Source organism: Streptomyces sp. NPDC050535 (assembly GCF_044457665.1).
Lineage (GTDB): Bacteria > Actinomycetota > Actinomycetes > Streptomycetales > Streptomycetaceae > Streptomyces.
On record NZ_JBITHE010000010.1, the window covers coordinates 59745 to 76459 of the forward strand.

The 16715-nt window shown below is 70.1% G+C and carries 18 protein-coding genes; 12 read left to right on the top strand and 6 right to left on the bottom strand.

Going from position 1 to position 16715, the window contains the following annotated elements:
- Positions 1-66: 66 nt before the first annotated feature.
- Complete coding sequence (locus ACIBLC_RS22640) at positions 67-1257, bottom strand: acyltransferase family protein (RefSeq protein ID WP_399212919.1); 1191 nt, start codon at positions 1255-1257, stop codon at positions 67-69.
- A gap of 306 nt (positions 1258-1563) precedes the next feature.
- On the opposite strand from ACIBLC_RS22640, the gene ACIBLC_RS22645 reads away from it, so the two are divergent.
- Complete coding sequence (locus ACIBLC_RS22645) at positions 1564-1854, top strand: hypothetical protein (protein ID WP_399213180.1); 291 nt, start codon at positions 1564-1566, stop codon at positions 1852-1854.
- A 163-nt stretch (positions 1855-2017) separates the two neighbouring features.
- On the opposite strand, the gene ACIBLC_RS22650 is transcribed toward ACIBLC_RS22645, so the two are convergent.
- The 3 genes from ACIBLC_RS22650 to ACIBLC_RS22660 form a co-directional block, all read right to left on the bottom strand.
- Positions 2018-2668, bottom strand: a complete 651-nt coding sequence (locus ACIBLC_RS22650; protein WP_399212920.1) for a hypothetical protein — start codon at positions 2666-2668, stop codon at positions 2018-2020.
- Positions 2669-2808: 140 nt separating this feature from the next.
- Positions 2809-3522, bottom strand: a complete 714-nt coding sequence (locus tag ACIBLC_RS22655) for a GntR family transcriptional regulator (protein ID WP_399212921.1) — start codon at positions 3520-3522, stop codon at positions 2809-2811.
- Between the two features lie 235 nt (positions 3523-3757).
- Positions 3758-5113 carry an aspartate aminotransferase family protein gene (locus ACIBLC_RS22660; protein ID WP_399212922.1) on the bottom strand — a complete coding sequence of 452 codons (1356 nt, stop codon included), beginning with the start codon at positions 5111-5113 and terminating at the stop codon, positions 3758-3760.
- 215 nt (positions 5114-5328) lie between these two features.
- Between ACIBLC_RS22660 and ACIBLC_RS22665 the strand changes: the two genes are divergently transcribed.
- The 4 genes from ACIBLC_RS22665 (at position 5329) to ACIBLC_RS22680 (ending at position 10114) form a co-directional block, all read left to right on the top strand.
- Positions 5329-5955: a type 1 glutamine amidotransferase family protein gene (locus ACIBLC_RS22665; protein ID WP_399212923.1), complete on the top strand. Its 627-nt coding sequence runs from the start codon at positions 5329-5331 to the stop codon at positions 5953-5955.
- The gene (locus ACIBLC_RS22670) at positions 5952-6443 is read left to right on the top strand and encodes a MarR family winged helix-turn-helix transcriptional regulator (protein WP_399212924.1); all 492 of its coding nucleotides are present in this window, start codon (positions 5952-5954) and stop codon (positions 6441-6443) included. The genes ACIBLC_RS22665 and ACIBLC_RS22670 overlap by 4 nt, the downstream gene beginning before the upstream one ends.
- Before the next feature lie 79 nt (positions 6444-6522).
- Complete coding sequence (locus ACIBLC_RS22675) at positions 6523-8493, top strand: protein kinase (protein WP_399212926.1); 1971 nt, start codon at positions 6523-6525, stop codon at positions 8491-8493.
- A gap of 91 nt (positions 8494-8584) precedes the next feature.
- Complete coding sequence (locus ACIBLC_RS22680; RefSeq protein WP_399212927.1) at positions 8585-10114, top strand: substrate-binding domain-containing protein; 1530 nt, start codon at positions 8585-8587, stop codon at positions 10112-10114.
- A 49-nt stretch (positions 10115-10163) separates the two neighbouring features.
- Here the strand turns inward: ACIBLC_RS22680 and ACIBLC_RS22685 are convergent, their stop codons facing one another.
- Complete coding sequence (locus ACIBLC_RS22685) at positions 10164-10922, bottom strand: SLATT domain-containing protein (RefSeq protein WP_399213181.1); 759 nt, start codon at positions 10920-10922, stop codon at positions 10164-10166.
- A gap of 314 nt (positions 10923-11236) precedes the next feature.
- Here ACIBLC_RS22685 and ACIBLC_RS22690 point away from each other — a divergent pair, with 314 nt between their 5' ends.
- The 4 genes from ACIBLC_RS22690 to ACIBLC_RS22705 all read left to right on the top strand — a co-directional run bounded on the left by ACIBLC_RS22690 (position 11237) and on the right by ACIBLC_RS22705 (position 14600).
- Complete coding sequence (locus ACIBLC_RS22690; RefSeq protein WP_399212928.1) at positions 11237-11581, top strand: YbaB/EbfC family nucleoid-associated protein; 345 nt, start codon at positions 11237-11239, stop codon at positions 11579-11581.
- 97 nt (positions 11582-11678) lie between these two features.
- Positions 11679-12278 (top strand): recombination mediator RecR, encoded by a 600-nt coding sequence (gene recR / locus ACIBLC_RS22695; protein WP_399212929.1) that lies wholly within the window; start codon positions 11679-11681, stop codon positions 12276-12278.
- Positions 12271-12930, top strand: coding sequence for a DUF5063 domain-containing protein (locus tag ACIBLC_RS22700; protein WP_399212930.1), 660 nt, complete (start codon positions 12271-12273; stop codon positions 12928-12930). Before recR ends, ACIBLC_RS22700 begins: the two co-directional genes overlap by 8 nt.
- A gap of 107 nt (positions 12931-13037) precedes the next feature.
- Complete coding sequence (locus tag ACIBLC_RS22705; protein WP_399212931.1) at positions 13038-14600, top strand: hypothetical protein; 1563 nt, start codon at positions 13038-13040, stop codon at positions 14598-14600.
- 51 nt (positions 14601-14651) lie between these two features.
- Here the strand turns inward: ACIBLC_RS22705 and ACIBLC_RS22710 are convergent, their stop codons facing one another.
- A complete protein-coding gene (locus ACIBLC_RS22710; protein ID WP_399212932.1) occupies positions 14652-15059 on the bottom strand; it encodes a hypothetical protein in 408 nt (135 codons plus the stop codon).
- 78 nt (positions 15060-15137) lie between these two features.
- Between ACIBLC_RS22710 and ACIBLC_RS22715 the strand changes: the two genes are divergently transcribed.
- The 3 genes from ACIBLC_RS22715 to ACIBLC_RS22725 all read left to right on the top strand — a co-directional run bounded on the left by ACIBLC_RS22715 (position 15138) and on the right by ACIBLC_RS22725 (position 16623).
- Entirely contained in the window at positions 15138-15953 is an 816-nt protein-coding gene (locus tag ACIBLC_RS22715; RefSeq protein ID WP_399212933.1) for a helix-turn-helix transcriptional regulator, read from the top strand.
- Entirely contained in the window at positions 15950-16141 is a 192-nt protein-coding gene (locus ACIBLC_RS22720; RefSeq protein ID WP_399212935.1) for a DUF397 domain-containing protein, read from the top strand. The genes ACIBLC_RS22715 and ACIBLC_RS22720 overlap by 4 nt, the downstream gene beginning before the upstream one ends.
- 146 nt (positions 16142-16287) lie before the next feature.
- A complete protein-coding gene (locus ACIBLC_RS22725; RefSeq protein ID WP_399212936.1) occupies positions 16288-16623 on the top strand; it encodes a hypothetical protein in 336 nt (111 codons plus the stop codon).
- The last annotated feature ends 92 nt before the right edge of the window (positions 16624-16715 follow it).

Here is a 16715-nt window from a genome sequence, read left to right on the forward strand (position 1 = left end):
TGCGTGTGCCCCCGTCCGACACCGGACGGGGGCACACGCACGAAGCGGGCGTTCGCGGCGCCCCGGCTACGTTCTCGTGGCCGGGGCCGGGGCCGGGGTCGTGGCCGGCTGTTCGGTGGTGCCTCGGGGGGCCGGGACTGTTACCTGCAGGGGTGGCTCCGGGGCGGCCGGGGGCGTGGATGCGGGTGAGTACACCGGCTGCTGGCGTGGTGCGGTGGGGGCGAAGAGCCAGCCGACCGGGGGGCGGGTCAGGGGCTGGACCAGGCGGCGGACCGGGGCGGAGCCGAGGATCATCGCCAGCGCGATCGCGCACAGCACCAGGGCGACGATCTCGACGCGGGTGTTCACCCGGGAGATCCAGTCCTGCTCCCGGAGCGGCAGGATGACCAGCGGGTGCAGCAGGTAGATGGTGAAGCCGCCGGCGCCCATCGCGGAGATCAGCGGCAGCCGTCGCCGGGGGATCAGGCGCAGCATGCACAGGACGAGGGCCGCGGCCGTGGCCAGCACCGCCAGCCGGATGGCCCAGGCGAACTCCAGGCTCAGCGGGTCGGCGGCGGTGTAGTGGTGGCGCATCGACAGCCAGTTGCCCTTGATGTCCTTGTGCCACAGCCAGCCCACGGCACAGGAGGCCAGGAGGCCGGAGACCGCCACGGGCAGGCTCCAGCGGCTGGTGAACCAGGCGTTCAGGTGGCCCTGGCCGATCCGCCAGCCGAGGTAGAACAGCGGCAGGTAGACGAGGGTCCGGCTCGCGGAGAACGGCAGACCGAACTCGTCGATGTATCCGACGGCCAGCGCGATGCCCGTGGTGATGATCAGCGGGTACCGCAGCTGCACCACCAGCGGCAGCAGCAGCCGCCAGCAGAAGAGGGACATCAGGAACCACAGGGTCCACGGCAGCTGGACCACGTGCAGGACGAACTTGGAGCCCAGCCAGTAGTTCTCCACCGAGAAGAGCAGGCTGAACATCAGGGCGGGCAGCGCGATGCTCTGCAACAGGGAGCGCAGGTTGCGGGAGCTCAGCGGACCCGCGCTGCTGAACACGCCGGCCAGCATGACGAAGGCCGGCACCCGGAACGCCCAACTGGCGATGTGGAAGGCGTGCAGCACCTCCACCCGGCTCATGATGCTGCCCACGGTGTGCAGGACCACGATCAGGGTGGCGGAGGTGAACCGGGCGTTGTCCCACCACGGATCCCGGGAGCGGGCGGCTCGCTCGGCTCCGGCGTCGGCGGCTGGTCTCGGGAGTGGCTTGTCCATCGTGGCGTCATGCTCCTGACAGCGGGTAGGCCCCGTCAGGCGCTCGTTCTCCTGACAGTGGGTAGACCGGTCAGGCGCTCATGGTGCAGATGATCGGACCGGGCAGCTGTGAGCATACTGTGAACCCCGTGGTGAATGGCGCCGTTTGCTGACGGTCGGGCAGCATGGGGACCCGGGTGTCCGTGGTCGCCCCTTCCGCCCGGTTGAGCCGCACGTGAGGGCGTCGCACGACCGCGCACACCTCACATAACGGGCATAGGCTGGATGTTCAAACGCATGCGCGCCGACGAGGAGAAGGTGAGTGCGATGCGCGTCCTGCTCAGGGCGACGATGGACACGGAGAAGTCGAACGAAGCGCTCCGCAGCGGCAAGATGTCCGAGCTGCTGACGGAGATCCTGGACCACATCAAGCCCGAGGCGGCCTACTTCGGGCCTCTCGGTGGCCGGCGTACCGCCCTCCTGGTCCTCGACATGAAGGACAGCTCGGAGGTGCCCGCGGTCGGTGAGCCGTTCCTCACCCACTTCAACGCCGAGCTCGAGATCACCCCGATCATGAACGGCGAGGACCTCCAGAAGGGCCTCGGCCAAATGCGCTGACCGCTCGCCGGGCAGGGGTGCAAGGGGCGCGCGCGGTGCGGTGTCCGCGGGCGGATCCGGACCGCTCACGATCAGGGCGGCGGTGCGGTGTCCGCGGGCACGGCCGGACTGTTCACGACCAGGCCCCGCTCGCGGACACCGCTCCGTCTCCGCCGCCTTCGCCTCAGCTGAAGACGATCATCGATCCCTGCGCCAGGCTGCGGGTCGCGGCCGCGTGCAGGCCCAGCCAGACATGGCGTTCGCGGGCGAAGGGGCTGGCGTCGTAGGGGGCCGGGGCGGCCGGTTCCTCCAGGTCCGTGGGAGCCCTGGGAGGCTGCGGCGTGGCCGGCGGGTTGGCCGGGTCGATGCCGATCGACGGGGCCACGAACTCGAGTTCGCGCAGAAGGGTCTGGGAGGAGCCCAGCGGGCCGCCGCCCGCGAGGAGTTCGTCGTTGGCGAGCGGATGCGGGAAGTCGACAGGGACGTACGCGCCCGCGTGGTCGTAGTGCCAGACGAGGTGCGACTGCTGGGCGTTCGTCCCGAACATCTCCAGCAACTGCTCGTAGTCACCGCCGAGTTCGTCCACCGGCGTCACCGCGAGCCCGCACATCTGGAGCAGGTACGCGCGGCGCAGGAAGTGCAGCGCGTCGTAGTCGAACCCCGCGACCGGGGCCACGTCGCCGGACAGGCCCGGCATGTACGCGTACACGGGGACCGGTGGGAGTCCTGCCTCGGCCAGCGTCTTGTCGTAGAGCGCGAGTTCTTCGGCGAAGGGATTGTCGGGGGTATGGCACAACACGTCGACGAGCGGGACCAGCCACAGGTCACAGGCCAACAGACGGCTCCTCTAGCTCCTTGGTGTGCACGATGGTCAGGGAAGCGTAGTGCGCGCGGCGGCCTCGGTCAGGTACCGGTGCACAACTCCGGTTCTCCACCGATCGCCCGAAGCGCTCCCCGTCAAACGTTCCGGCGCCCTCAAGCGCCGGATCCGTCCGGCCCCTGGGCCAGGCCCTCGATCAGCGCGAGTGAGTGCGCGTTGTACGCCGCCACGATCGCCTGCGCCTCGGCCGGGTCGCGGCGGACGAGGGCGTCCACGAGTTCCGTGTGGGCCGACCACAGCCGGCCCCTGAGGTCGGCCACCCGGCGCAGGTGCTGGACCGCGCAGGCCCAGGACTGGATGCGCAGCCGGTGCAGGAAGTCGCCGAGGTAGGGGTTGCCGAAGAGGCCGCTCAGCTCCCGCCAGAAGCGGAGGTCGTAGCCGATGAGGATGTTCAGCTCGCCGGCCGCCGCGGCGCGCTGGGCCTCCTCGCCGCGGCGGCGGACGCCCGCGAGGGCGGCGGTGGTGCGGGGGTCCTGGGGCCGGGTCAGGGCGCCGGTGGTGATGGAGCGGAAGATGCCGTCGGTGACGAGGCTCCGCGCCTCGATCATGCCGCGGTAGTCGGCGGCGGAGTACTCGCGTACGCGGAAGCCGCGGTGCTGGTCGGCCTCCAGGAGGCCCTGGGCCGAGAGGTCGACCAGGGCCTCGCGGACCGGGGTCGCGGAGACGCCGTACTGCTCGGCGATCTCCTTCACCGTGAACGCCTGGCCCGGCTGGAGGCGGCCGGCCAGCACCTCGTCGCGGAGTGCGTCCGCGAGCTGCTGGCGCAGGGTGCTGCGGGTTACGGCGCCCTTGCCGCCGGTGCCGGGCATGGTTGTCGGGCTCCCTTGTCGCTGGTGTCCAGGAGCCAGTCACCTTACGCGGTGGGCGGTAGGGGAGGGTTTTTTCGCCCCCGCCGCCCCTGCCCGTCCCGTCCCCGGGGGCTGCGCCCCCAGACCCCCGCATCGCGCTGACGCGCTCGTCCTCAAACGCCGGACGGGCTGGAAATAGCCCCTCCGGCGTTTGAGGAGCGGGGTCTGGGGCGGAGGGGGCGAAGAACTCCCCGCCTCACACCACGTGCTCGTCCGCCACCGTCAGCGCCTCGTCCAGGACCGCGAGTCCCTCCTTAGCCTCGCCCTCGGTGATGTTGCAGGGCGGCACGACATGGGTGCGGTTCATGTTGATGAAGGGCCACAGGCCGCCCGCCTTGGCGGCGGCACCGAACGCGGCCATCGGGGCGTTGTCGTCGCCGGCGGCGTTGTAGGGGACCAGCGGCTCCCGCGTCTCCCGGTCCCGCACCAGCTCAAGGGCCCAGAAGACCCCCGTACCGCGCACCTCGCCCACGCTCGGATGCCGCGAGGCGAGCTCGCGCAGCCCGGGCCCGATGACCGTCTCACCGATCCGCGCGGCCTGCTCGACGATCCCCTCCTCCTCCATCACGTTGATCGTGGCGACGGCGGCGGCACAGGCCAGCGGGTGCCCGGAGTACGTCAGACCGCCGGGGTACGGCCGTCGTGCGAAGGTCTCCGCGATCGCCCCGGAGATGGCGACGCCGCCGAGCGGCACGTACCCGGAGTTCACCCCCTTCGCGAAGGTCAGCAGGTCCGGCGTCACGTCGTAGTGATCGGCGGCGAACCACTTCCCCGTACGCCCGAACCCGGCCATGACCTCGTCCAGGACGAAGACGATCCCGTACCGGTCGCAGAGCGCGCGCACCCCCGCGAGATAGCCGGGCGGCGGCGTCATGATGCCCGCCGTGCCCGGAATCGTCTCCAGGATCACGGCCGCGATCGTGCCCGGCCCCTCGAAGACGATCGTGTCCTCCAGGTGCTGGAGCGCCCGCTCCGACTCCTGCGCCTCGGTCTCCGAGTGGAAGGGGGAGCGGTAGAGGAAGGGCGCCCAGAAGTGGACGACACCCGCCGCGCCGGTGTCGCTCGGCCAGCGTCGCGGGTCTCCGGTGAGGTTGATCGCGGCGGAGGTGGCTCCGTGGTACGAGCGGTATGCGGAGAGGATCTTCGGGCGCCCGGTGTGCAGACGCGCCATCCGCGTCGCGTTCTCGACGGCCTCCGCGCCACCGTTGGTGAAGAAGATCTTGTCCAGGTCGCCGGGGGTCCGCTCGGCGATCAGCCGGGCCGCCTCCGAGCGCGCCTCGACGGCGAAGGCGGGCGCGAACGTCGTCAGGGTCGCGGCCTGCTCCTGGATCGCGGCGACGACCTTCGGGTGCTGGTAGCCGATGTTGGTGAAGACGAGCCCGCTGGTGAAGTCCAGATACCGCTTGCCGTCGTAGTCCCAGAAGTAGGACCCCTCCGCGCCGGCGACGGCGAGCGGGTCGATGAGCTCCTGCGCGGACCAGGAGTGGAACACGTGCGCACGGTCCGCGGCCTTCACGGCGGCGCCGGCCTGGGGGTTGGGCTGAGGGGTCATGCGCCGAAGCGTAAATGTCCACGACGCGGACGCGATATCGGCGTCCTGTCTGCGGTCGTGGGCTTTACGCGACAGTCTGTCGGGCTTCACAGAGAGTGCTTCACAGGCAGTGCTTCGCAAGGAGTGCTTCGCAAGGAGGAGGCTCTCCCTCGGGATCGATTGACAGCATGCTGTCCAAGTGACAGCATGCTTACATATTCACCCGAGGAGGAACCATGAACCGCGAATCCCGGTCCACCGCCGCCCCCAAGCCCGTACACCTCGCCGTCTACGACACGTTCGCCGACTGGGAGACGGGCCACACCACCGCCCACCTCGCCCGCGCCGGCCGCGAGATCCGTACCGTCGGGCCCACCCGGGAGCCGGTGACGACCATCGGCGGCCTCCGCGTCCAGCCCGGCCTAGCCCTCGACGAGCTCCGCCCCGAGGACAGCTCGCTGCTGATCCTCACCGGCGCGGACCTCTGGGACGCGGGCGACGACCTGGCCCCCTTCGCCCGCAAGGCCCGCGCGTTCCTCGACGCGGGCGTCCCCGTCGCCGCCATCTGCGGCGCCACCGCCGGTCTCGCCCGCGAGGGCCTGCTCGACGACCGCGCGCACACCAGCGCCGTGTCCTTCTACCTCGCCGCCACCGGCTACCAGGGCGGTGAGCGGTACGTCGACACCGACGCCGTCACCGACGGGAACCTCGTCACCGCGGGTCCCACCGAACCCGTCGCGTTCGCCCGCGAGGTCTTCGGGCTCCTCGGGGTGTACGAGGGTGAGGTGCTGGACGCCTGGTACCGGCTGTTCCACGACTCCGACGCCGAGGCCTACGCCGTACTCGAAAAGGCCGGGCAGTGAGCGAAGCACGCCAGGACCTGTTGAGCCGCAGCGCACTCGGCGTCTTCCGGCTGAACGGCCAGTTCCTGTCCGTGGCCGAGGAGTTGGCGCGGCCCGCCGGACTCACCGCGGCCTGGTGGCAGGTGCTCGGCGCGGTGCTCCGCGAGCCGCTGCCCGTCTCCGGCATCGCCCGCGCGATGGGCATCACCCGCCAGAGCGTGCAGCGCATCGCCGACCTGCTGGTGGAGAAGGGGCTGGCCGAGTACCTGCCCAACCCCGCGCACCGCCGCGCCAAGCTCCTCACTCCGACCGGGGACGGCCGCGCCGCGGTCACCGCGATCGACCCCGGCCACGCGGATCTCGCCGACCGGCTGGCCGAGACCCTTGGGGAGGATCAACTCGCCGAGACCGTAAGGGTGTTGGAACGCCTGTCGGCCGCGCTCGACGCCCTGGCGACGGACAGTGCGGGTGATGTCACAAAATCGGCACGCCCTGTTACGGAACCGTAGACACCGCTCCGCCCGCCGCCCCGTACGGCCGCACTATCCTCGGGCTGTCGCACAGGTACGGGGGAGGGTGGGCGCAGCCATGGAGAACCTGGCACCGGGGGATCCTCAGCAGGTCGGGGCGTATCGGCTGCTGGCGCGGCTCGGCGTCGGCGGGATGGGGCACGTGTATCTCGCGCGGTCCGACCGGGGACGTACGGTCGCGGTCAAGCTGGTGCGCCGGGAACTCGCCGAACAGGAGGAGTTCCGGGCGCGGTTCCGGCACGAGGTGCTGGCCGCGCGACGGGTCGGCGGGTACTGGACGGCGCCTGTCCTCGACGCGGACACCGAGGCCGAGATCCCCTGGCTGGCCACGGGTTACGTCGCGGGGCCCAGCCTCCAGGCCGTCGTGGGCCACGACCACGGGGCGCTGCCCGAACGGTCGGTGCGCATCCTCGGGGCGGGGCTCGCCCACGCGCTCCGCGACATCCACGCCGCGGGGCTGATCCACCGGGACCTCAAGCCCTCGAACATCCTGGTCACCATCGACGGCCCCCGCGTCATCGACTTCGGGATCGCGCGCGCCCTGGAGACCATGACCGAGAGCGGCCTCACGCGCGCCGGCGCGCTCGTCGGCTCCCCCGGGTTCATGGCCCCCGAGCAGGTCCGCGGTGACCGCATCACTCCCGCGTGCGACGTGTTCTGCCTGGGCTCGGTCCTCGCGTACGCCGCCACGGGCGCCCTTCCGTTCGGTTCGGCCGACTCCGGTGTGCACGCGATGATGTTCCGCATCGCGCAGGAGGAACCCGGCCTGGAGGGCGTGCCTGAGGGCCTCGCCGATCTCGTACGGGCCTGCCTGCGCAAGGATCCGGCCGCCCGTCCCTCCCTCGGCCGGATCCTGGAGCTGACCGGCGCGGAGGACACCGTCCTGGACGGGCGGTCCCGCGATCCCTGGCTGCCGAGTGCGCTGGTGGCCCAACTCGGGCGGCACGCCGTGCGGTTGCTGGACACGGAGAACCCGGACGAGGGGCCGGATCCGGGGGAGCCGACGACACGGCTGACGCCGGTACCGGCCGCCCCGGCCGCTGCCCCCGCCCCGGCGCCGGACCTGTCCGAGGCGCCGGCCGCGCCGGTACCCGCGGCTCCGCCCCAGGCCTCCCCCGAGCACGCCCCCGCCCCCTCCGAGGAGACCCCGAACCAGCCGGCGCCGGGACGGCCCGCTCCGGTGGGCAACATGCCCACGATGGTCGCGGGCACGGACGCCGCCATGGGCGCGGGGCACGCGTCGCCCTCGTCGGCCGCCCCGCATCCCGCGGCCGCCCCGCTTCCCGGGTACGGCCATCCGCAGCAGCACCCGCAGCCGTCGGCGTACCCGGCGCAGGGACCGCATCCCGCGTACGGCTATCCGCAGCAGCACAGTTGGAGTCAGCAGCCGGGGCAGTACGGGCCGACTTCCCCCTACGGTCCCGGAGTCGCGCCGCACGCCCCCGAGCCCGAGGGCCCGCGCAGAAGCGGCCGTTCCACCGCGGCCCTGATCGTCGTGGCCCTGGTCGTCGCGCTCGGCGCGGGCGGCTCCGTGTACGCGCTGATGAGCGGTGACGGGGATGACGGGCGCGACGACTCCAAGGCGTTGCCCACCACCGGCGCGTCCACGACTCCGGGGCCGACCACACCCGAGCCGTCCGCCACGACCCCGAGTTCCTCGTCCTCGACGCAGGCATCCGAGGACGGGGCGGTCCCGGAGGGATACCTCGGCACCTGGAGTGCGGGCATCGACAACGACAGCGGTCACAACACCCGCCAACTGGTCATCAGACAGGGCGAGGTGGGCGACAACGTCCTCGCGCTCACCGCGGACGGCGAGGGGTACCACTGTGTCTTCCGGGCCGTGCTGACCGCGGCCCCGGACACCGGAGGGTCGTTGGCGATCGGCCCCTCCGAGGTCTCCGTCGGCGAACCGGCCTCCTCCTGCTCCCCGGGGGCCGCCTCCGAGGTCACGCTCCTCCCGGACGGCAGCCTGCGCCGGGTGAACACGGGCTCGGGCGAGGCCCTGACGTACACGAAGAGCGGCTGACGGTGCCTCAGAAGTTCACCTGAGGTCTCCCGGAGGTTCCCGCTCCGCGCCGTACCGTGTCCGCACCAGCGGGCTCGGGGGAGTGGCGCACGTGGAGTGGCTGAGCGCAGAGAACGTGGTGGCTGTCGGGACCGCCGTGATCGGTGTCGTCGCCTCCGCCGTGATGGTCTGGTACGAGCGCCGGGTGCCGCGCCGCAAGCAGATCGGGTACCGCGTACAGATGGACAACCCGATCGGTGACGACGCGCGTTCGGGGCGGGCGAACGTCCGGCAGGGACTGTTCGACGAGGCGCCCGGCATGGCCGACGCCACGCTGGTGCTGCTGCGGATAGAGAACGACGGTTCGCAGAGCATCGCCGGTGACGACTACACGAGCCGTGAACGGCACGGCCTGACCGCGGTGTTCACGGACCGCACCATCCGCGGCGTGTCCGTCACCCAGCCGCCCGGCACCGACCACCTGATGGACCACTTCACGCGTGCCGCGGGCCTCGCCTACGAGGGCAACACCCTGCTCATCCCGCGCGTCCCGCTCAACCGGGGCGAGCACTTCAAGCTGCTCGTGCTGCTGTCCGGCGGTGACGTGGGTGACCCGGTACGGATCATCGGCGGGATCCGGGACGGCGAGGTCCGGCCCAACCGCAGTACGACACCGGACGACCAGCCGCCGCTGTTCAGCCGCGCGGCCCGGCTGATCACCGTGCTGCTCACCGTGTGCGTGGTGACGCTCGCGTTGATCGTCGTGCTGCGGGACGGGACCCGGCCCCCGATCGGCTGCGCGACGGGCAGCCTGACGATCACCGGCTCGACCGCCTTCGCGCCCGTGATGCGCGAGCTGGCCGAGAAGTACGAGGGTGACTGCGCGGGTTCCGACATCACGGTGGACGCGCACGGCAGCCAGACGGGGCTGCGCGATCTCAGCACCGCCGGACTCAAGGCCAAGAAGGGTTCGCCGCCCGTCATCGCCCTCTCCGACGGGCCCAAGCCGGACGGACTCGACAAGCTCCGCGAGAACCGCGTCGCCGTCTCCGTCTTCGCGCTGGTCGTCAACAACAGGATCCCGCTCGTGAACATCTCGATCGAGGACACCCGCCGCCTCTACCGCGGCGAGATCAAGAACTGGCAGGAGCTCGACGGCCCCGACCTGCCCGTCCTCCTCGTCAGCCGGGACGCCAACTCCGGTACCCGGCAGGTCTTCCAGCGGCGCGTCCTGGAGCGCGGCGAGATCGCCAACTCCTCGCTGGACTGCGTCCACAAGGACGACCCGACCGCCCCCGTGGTGCGCTGCGAGCTCGACTCCACCGACCAGGTGCTGAGCACGGTGGCCAAGCTGCCCGGCGCGGTCGGCTACAGCGAGCTCAACAGCGCCGACAACGTCGACGGCCTGCACCGGATCGGTCTCGACGGGCACGACGCCTCCGTCGAGGACCTCGAACACGGCACCAGCAACTACCCGTACCGGGAGATCGAGTACGCCTACACCTACGGCGCGCCGCCCGCCGACTCCCTCGCCTCCAGCTTCCTCACCTACATGAGGGGCGTCGGCCAGGACGTGATCCGCACCCACGGCCACCTGCCGTGCGGGACGCCGGTGGGGCTGAGGATCTGCGGCGAGGGCTGAGCGCGCGGCTGCGTTGGCCCTGCGGGGTTCTGACGGGCACCTCGGCTTCCTACCGGGGCTCCGGCGGGCGCTGCCGGGGCATGTTCGGACGGGTTCCCGGCGGTAGCGGGTGCCGTCCCGGGGAGGACCCCTCGGGACGCGGCGAGCCGGACATCGACGAGTGGATCCCCATCGGCGCCGAACCCGTACGGAACTCCACCATCCAGTCCGCCGTCTCGGCCCGCACCAGCTCCGTCACGTCGTCCGAGAACCGCCGCAGTACGCCGAGACAGCGGTCGGCGGCCTCGCTGGCCGTCCCCTCCGTGGGGCCCAGGACCTCCCGTACGCTCTCGGACGCCCAGTCGAACTGAAGCACCTGAAGGCGGCGCTGCACCGCCTGGGCCGTGGCCACATCCCTTATCCAGCCGGACGTCACCCCGAAGAACCGGTCCCCGGCGACGCACGCGCCCCCGAGCAGCAGCGCCATGTACCCCCAGGGGGCTACCCCGCCGACCGCGCCCGTCAGATCGAGCAGCGGCAGGGCGGCCCCGGCGACGGCCCCGAGCGCGGCCCCGCCCCGCAGCACCCGGGCGCCCCGCCGCTTGCGTACCCGGTCCGCGAGATACCAGGAAGCCGTGTCGAGCGCCCCGCACTCCACCCACCGGTACAGCTCGTCGAGCCGCTCCGCGGGCTCGCCCCAGTCCCCGAGCGGAAACGGCCGCCCTGTCAGGTCGCCCGGCCGGGGTCCCGCGGCGCCGTCGTCGCGCCCGCCCGGCCCGCCCCGCCCGTCCTGGGGCGGCCCCTCGGGCCGCATCTCCGGCTGGCTCACCCGGCACTCCCTACTGACGACGGTGATGACGTTGCGTGACGTCACGTGACGCATGATGCAGGAGCGTCGCCCCCTTCTTACCGCCCAATGGGTGGCGATGGACCGGGTTTCACCGCTTTTCCGACCGGAAGTGGGGCTTGATCAGGTATAGGCTTCCGGGCCGACTCACTCGAAAGAGTGCTTGGGCGACGGGCGCGCGGACCACGTAGGCTCGTGCTGAACGGGAAAATCCCGCTCTCGAAGCCGTACCCGAAGCGGTCCTCACAGCCGTTCCCGGGGCGGTCCCCGCAGCCGTACGAAACCAGGAGCTGATCGTGATTCCCGGTGGTGGCCAGCCCAACATGCAGCAGCTGCTCCAGCAGGCCCAGAAGATGCAGCAGGACCTCGCGAACGCGCAGGAGGAACTCGGGCGCACCGAGGTCGAAGGCCAGGCGGGCGGCGGCCTGGTGAAGGCGACGGTGACCGGTTCCGGCGAGCTGCGGGCCCTGGTCATCGACCCGAAGGCCGTCGACCCCGACGACACCGAGACCCTCGCGGACCTGGTCGTCGCGGCGGTCCAGGCGGCCAACGAGAACGCGCAGGCGCTCCAGCAGCAGAAGCTCGGCCCGCTGGCCCAGGGCCTCGGCGGCGGCAGCGGTATTCCCGGCCTGCCGTTCTGAGGCCGAGGCCCGCCTATCTAAGAGGGGCGCGGGCCAACTACGGTACGTACGTACCGCCGAAGCACGTGAGACATGAGGACCCAGGAAAGGCAGTCCTTTGTACGAAGGCGTGGTCCAGGACCTCATCGACGAGTTGGGGCGGCTCCCCGGCGTCGGTCCCAAGAGCGCGCAGCGGATCGCCTTCCACATCCTCCAGGCCGAGCCGACGGACGTCCGCCGGCTCGCGCAGTGCCTGATGGAGGTCAAGGCGAAGGTCCGCTTCTGTGCCACCTGCGGGAACGTCGCGCAGGAGGAGCTGTGCGGCATCTGCCGCGATCCGCGCCGCGACCTGTCGGTCATCTGTGTGGTCGAGGAGCCGAAGGACGTCGTCGCGGTCGAGCGGACGCGCGAGTTCCGGGGCAAGTACCACGTGCTGGGCGGAGCGATCAGCCCGATCGAGGGTGTGGGCCCGGACGACCTGCGGATAAGGGAACTCCTCGCCCGGCTGGCCGACGGAGTGGTCACCGAGCTGATCCTCGCCACGGACCCGAACCTGGAGGGCGAGGCCACGGCCACGTACCTCGCCCGCATGATCAAGCCCATGGGCCTCAAGGTCACCCGCCTGGCCAGCGGCCTCCCTGTGGGTGGCGACCTGGAATACGCGGACGAGGTCACGCTCGGCCGCGCCTTCGAGGGGAGACGACTCCTAGATGTCTGACGCCACGCTGCACGACACCACCCAGGACCCGGACGACTTCGTGGTCCAGATCGCGGACCAGGTGGAGAGCTTCCTCGTAGCCGTCGCGGAGGTGGCGAAGGGCGACGAGCCGGACTCGGCCGTCCCCTTCCTCCTCCTGGAGGTCTCCCAGCTCCTGCTGGCCGGCGGCCGCCTCGGCGCGCACGAGGACATCCTCCCCGACGAGCGCTACGAGCCCGATCTGGGCCCGGAGCCCGACGTGGACGACATCCGCGAGCGCCTCGCGTTGATGCTGGAGCCGATCGACGTCTACTCCGAGGTCTTCGACCCCTACGAGCCGCGCAAGGCCCCGGTCCCCGCGCGGATCTCCGACGACCTCGCCGACGTCATCGCCGACCTGCGCCACGGCATGGCCCACTACCGCGCGGGCCGGACCACGGAAGCCCTCTGGTGGTGGCAGTTCTCCTACTTCTCCAACTGGGGCTCCACCGCCTCCGCGACCCTGCGCGCCCTCCAGTCCGTGGTCGCCCACGTCCGCCTCAACCAGCCCCTGGCAGAACTGGACGGCCTCGACACCGACCAGGACCTCGGCGAGGACGCCCTCGCGGAGGAGGCCGGGAAGGTCATGGCGGAGGAGATCGCCGGGCCGTTGGGGCTGCGGACGGTCAAGTAGGCGGCGCTCGTTGAACCGTCGTGCGGCGTTTCCCGTTGTGGTGCACCGTAGTCCGCTCGTGATTGGGCGGACTGTGACCGGTAGGAACACGAGGGGGAGGATCCGCTATGGCTGTTGACATGGCAGCGCTCGAACGTGGTATCACGAAGACGAATGAACGCCTGGATAGTTACAGGGGATTCCGGCGGGACGACAACCCCGGTCTCCGTGATTCCGTGGACGCCGTCTTCGACAGAATGCGGGTGGAAGGCCCGGAGATAAATACCGGCGTAACGCCTGTAGAGAACCAAGCGGTCGTCGACCACATGATGGAACTGTTCAATGAACAGAAGGCCTTCGAGGTACGTGGCAGCTGGCGAATACAGAATCAGGACAAGCCCGAGTACGCCAGTGACGACGCTTGGCGAAAAGCTCTCTCGGAGGCGGCCGCAACCCATGTCCAGAACACCGGAGGGTGGTCGAAGACGACCGGCATGCCGGCCGAGCTGTTGGCGGAGAATAGCAACGGCAGGACCCTGGAGATCACGGCACCCGGTTCGGCTTTCGACGGCATTCACTTCGGCAACGACCGAGACACCCCTTTCCCCACTCTGAACTACGTTTGGGGCGGGCAGTCGAAGGACTTCATGGCCGGAAGCCGTGGGATGGTCCACGCGCAAGTGCTGCGGGGCATCGACGAAAGCAGCGTGCTGAACAAGATCGAGATGCCCGAGCTGCTGAGAAAGATGTCTGAGAAAGAAGTCGACGGTGTCACTTTCCACGTGCGCCGAAGGAATCAGCAGACAGGTGTGTTGGATGAGACCGACACATTCACCGTCGCCTCCAGGGCGTCCTGGGCCCGGGTTCAGATGCTCCAGAAGACGGATTCGTACATCCAGGAACAGGGTCGGGAATACCAGACCCAGCAGATCGGGCGCGCGATCTACCGGAACCGCGACGGGATGCAGCATTCACTCGACAACTTCAAGAAAATCATTGACGCCGCGCACGAGGATCCGAACACGGCCGTCATCATGACGTCCTCCCAGACGCCGTTCCCTGACAACTACGCGGTTTCCGCCCAGGAGTGGCAGGGGTGGGAACGCCGTGCTTCGCAGGGCTCGGACGCACCGGCGAACTGGGTCTCCCAGGAAACGGCCGTGTATACGCTGATGGAAAAACTCGATTCCATCCAGACCAAGTCGGGAACACAGTCGCCCGCGTCGACGGAGTCGGGTGAGCAGAGTCGGCCGACCCTCGACAGGTCGGAGACCGTCGCGACGGTGCAGTCCCGGGGTTCCGTCGGCGACGGGACTCTCGCGCCGGTGACCACCACCGTCAGCCGCGGGGACCGGATGGAGCCTTCGTCCTCCCAGCAGCTTCCGACAGTCGCCGAACACCAGCCCGGTGCCCGGGAGCTGGCGTTCCGGACCCCGCAGTACGGGGGGGAGCCACTCGCGCACATCACGACTCAGTCGACCGTGGCATCGCCGGCGGAGGTGCGCAACGCGCCCTCTTATTTCGACTCGCAATCCTCGTCGAGCGCCCCCGCCAATCCGACAGGCGGATTCCTGCAACGGGACGGGGCGTCTCCTTCGGGAGACAGCACCTCCTCGAGTGACGGGATCGGTGAGCCGCTGACCCGGGTCAAAGCCAACACCACACCGCCTCCGGCGAAGCGCGGCCGGTAGGGCGACGGCACTCGTTCTGCGGGAGATGGGCGCCGGGTGGCGAGTGCGGCGTCACCCGGCGCCCACCGCCGCCAGCAGCGACTCCGCGGCGACGAAGGGAGCGTCGGGGGTCGGCTCGCTGTACCAGCGCAGGGGCCAGGTGTTGCCGTCCAGGGCCGGGATCCCGATGTAGGTGAGGCTGAGCGTGCTCCGCCCGCCGAACTGCTGTACGCCGAGGGGCCAGTCGTGTCGGCGTACCTCGCCCGGTGCGAGCAGGAAGTACATCCACCGGTATCCGGTCGCCTCGCAGACGATCGGTCCGGCGTCCCCGCCGTCCGCCGCCTCGATGAGCCGCCCGGCGACGCGTTCCCCTCGGGCGCCCTCGATCCGTACGGCGTCGAAGTGGACCCCCGTCACACGGAGTTGATGCCCGGACGCGGGGATCCAGTCGGGGCGGTGAATTGCGTTGGTCATGGTCACACGGTGGTGGATGCCGAGCTACGCTCGGTAGTGACCGGGGGGCTACGCGCCGGGGTGTGTCAGTCGGAGGTGGCCGCTGTGTCAGTCCAGTACAACTCCTCTGCCACGCCGTCGCCGGTCAACTGGCGCTACAGCGGCAATCAGCTGAAACGCTGGCGTATGAAAGCCAACGTCAGCCGCGAGGAACTGGGCGCTGCCGCCAACTATTCGCCGGACACCATCAAGGCCATGGAGCAAGGCGTACGGATGCCGACACCGCGCGTGCTCGACGCGGCGGATGAGTTGTGTCACGCGGAGGGATTGCTCAGCGCGGCCAAGGACTACGTGCAGAGGGAAAAATTTCCCGCGCGTGCTCAGGACTACATGCAGTACGAGCGTGAGGCGATCAACCTCTGGTGGTACGAAGTCGCTCTGATCCCGGGGTTGTTGCAGACCGAGGTCTACGCGAGGGATCTGATCGGCAACCACACTCCGCCTCTCGATGAGGAGACCGTCGAGGAACGGGTTATGGCGAGGCTGGAGCGCCAGGGAATCCACACGCGCAAGCCGCTGGCAGCCTGCAGCTATGTGTTGTACGAGGCGGCACTGCGCGGCCCCTACGTGGACAAGGAGCAACTGCTGCACCTCTTGGAGATGGCGAAGGTGCGCAACGTCTCGATCCAGGTGTTGCCCTACGGCAGGGCAATGACCGCCGCGCTCCACGGACCGATGGTGCTTCTGGAGACCGGAGATCACGAGCGCTTCGCCTACACGGAGGCCCCGTCCGCCAGTCAGCTGACCTCTGACCCAGCAGTCGTCAGTGCGCAGACCGAGCGACTTAGCATGATCCGCATGATGGGCCTTGACCCAGACGAGTCGGCCCGTTTCATCGAGCGGATGGTGGATGAGCTATGAACGGCGAGCTGAAGTGGTTCAAGGCCAGCTACAGCGACGGTGAGGGCGGCGCCTGCGTCGAAGTCGCCCTCCCCGCCCCGCGGTCGACCATCCACATACGCGACTCCAAGAACCCCACCGGCCCCGAACTCACGGTCGCCGCCCCCGCCTGGTCCGCCTTCATCTCCGCAGTTCAGCCCGGAGCCTGAGCCCCGACATCCGAGCTCTTCCCGGGCTACGGCAAACGCACATCACGCTCAACCTCGGGCTCGCCGTCCGAGCGGCATGCCGCGTGTGGTTCCGGGTTGCGATGATCCCTGCCGGGGGCGGCACGCTTGTCGGTACCGTGCTGTTCATGACTGAGAGCCAAGTCGGTGGGGTCGAGGCGTTGCTCGGCGAGGAGATCCTCCCTCTTGCCGTCGGCACGTTCGTGGTGACGTTCACGGGTGTCGGACTGGGACGGGATCGGGCCCGGAACGTGTTGGACAAAGAGATCTACCGCCGGTTCGGGAAGCCCCGCGGAAGCGACGCCCATCACGCCTACAAGGCGGTCATCCTTCAGATCGTCCTGATCTGGGAGCAGGCGCGGATCGCCGCCCGGGCCTCCACCGGAGGTCTGACCCTGCTCCCCGATGGTGCCCGGCTGCTCGACGCCACGGACGCGGTCGACGGACTGCGCGCCCTGCTCTGAGCTCGGCATCCATGGTCTGAGGTCGTCATGGGCCTCGAACCAGGACGTTGACCTCCGCGTTCGCCGGGCGCTGGGACGCCCTTCGTCTGATC

What these genes read in the sequence shown, in the direction of transcription:
- ACIBLC_RS22675 (WP_399212926.1), top strand. Translation starts at nt 6,523, where the DNA reads ATGGAGAACCTGGCACCGGGGGATCCTCAGCAGGTCGGGGCGTATCGG.
- ACIBLC_RS22665 (WP_399212923.1), top strand. Translation starts at nt 5,329, where the DNA reads ATGAACCGCGAATCCCGGTCCACCGCCGCCCCCAAGCCCGTACACCTC.
- ACIBLC_RS22725 (WP_399212936.1), top strand. Translation starts at nt 16,288, where the DNA reads ATGACTGAGAGCCAAGTCGGTGGGGTCGAGGCGTTGCTCGGCGAGGAG.
- ACIBLC_RS22655 (WP_399212921.1), bottom strand. Translation starts at nt 3,522, where the DNA reads ATGCCCGGCACCGGCGGCAAGGGCGCCGTAACCCGCAGCACCCTGCGC.
- ACIBLC_RS22705 (WP_399212931.1), top strand. Translation starts at nt 13,038, where the DNA reads ATGGCTGTTGACATGGCAGCGCTCGAACGTGGTATCACGAAGACGAAT.
- ACIBLC_RS22720 (WP_399212935.1), top strand. Translation starts at nt 15,950, where the DNA reads ATGAACGGCGAGCTGAAGTGGTTCAAGGCCAGCTACAGCGACGGTGAG.
- ACIBLC_RS22640 (WP_399212919.1), bottom strand. Translation starts at nt 1,257, where the DNA reads ATGGACAAGCCACTCCCGAGACCAGCCGCCGACGCCGGAGCCGAGCGA.
- ACIBLC_RS22660 (WP_399212922.1), bottom strand. Translation starts at nt 5,113, where the DNA reads ATGACCCCTCAGCCCAACCCCCAGGCCGGCGCCGCCGTGAAGGCCGCG.
- ACIBLC_RS22645 (WP_399213180.1), top strand. Translation starts at nt 1,564, where the DNA reads ATGCGCGTCCTGCTCAGGGCGACGATGGACACGGAGAAGTCGAACGAA.
- ACIBLC_RS22700 (WP_399212930.1), top strand. Translation starts at nt 12,271, where the DNA reads ATGTCTGACGCCACGCTGCACGACACCACCCAGGACCCGGACGACTTC.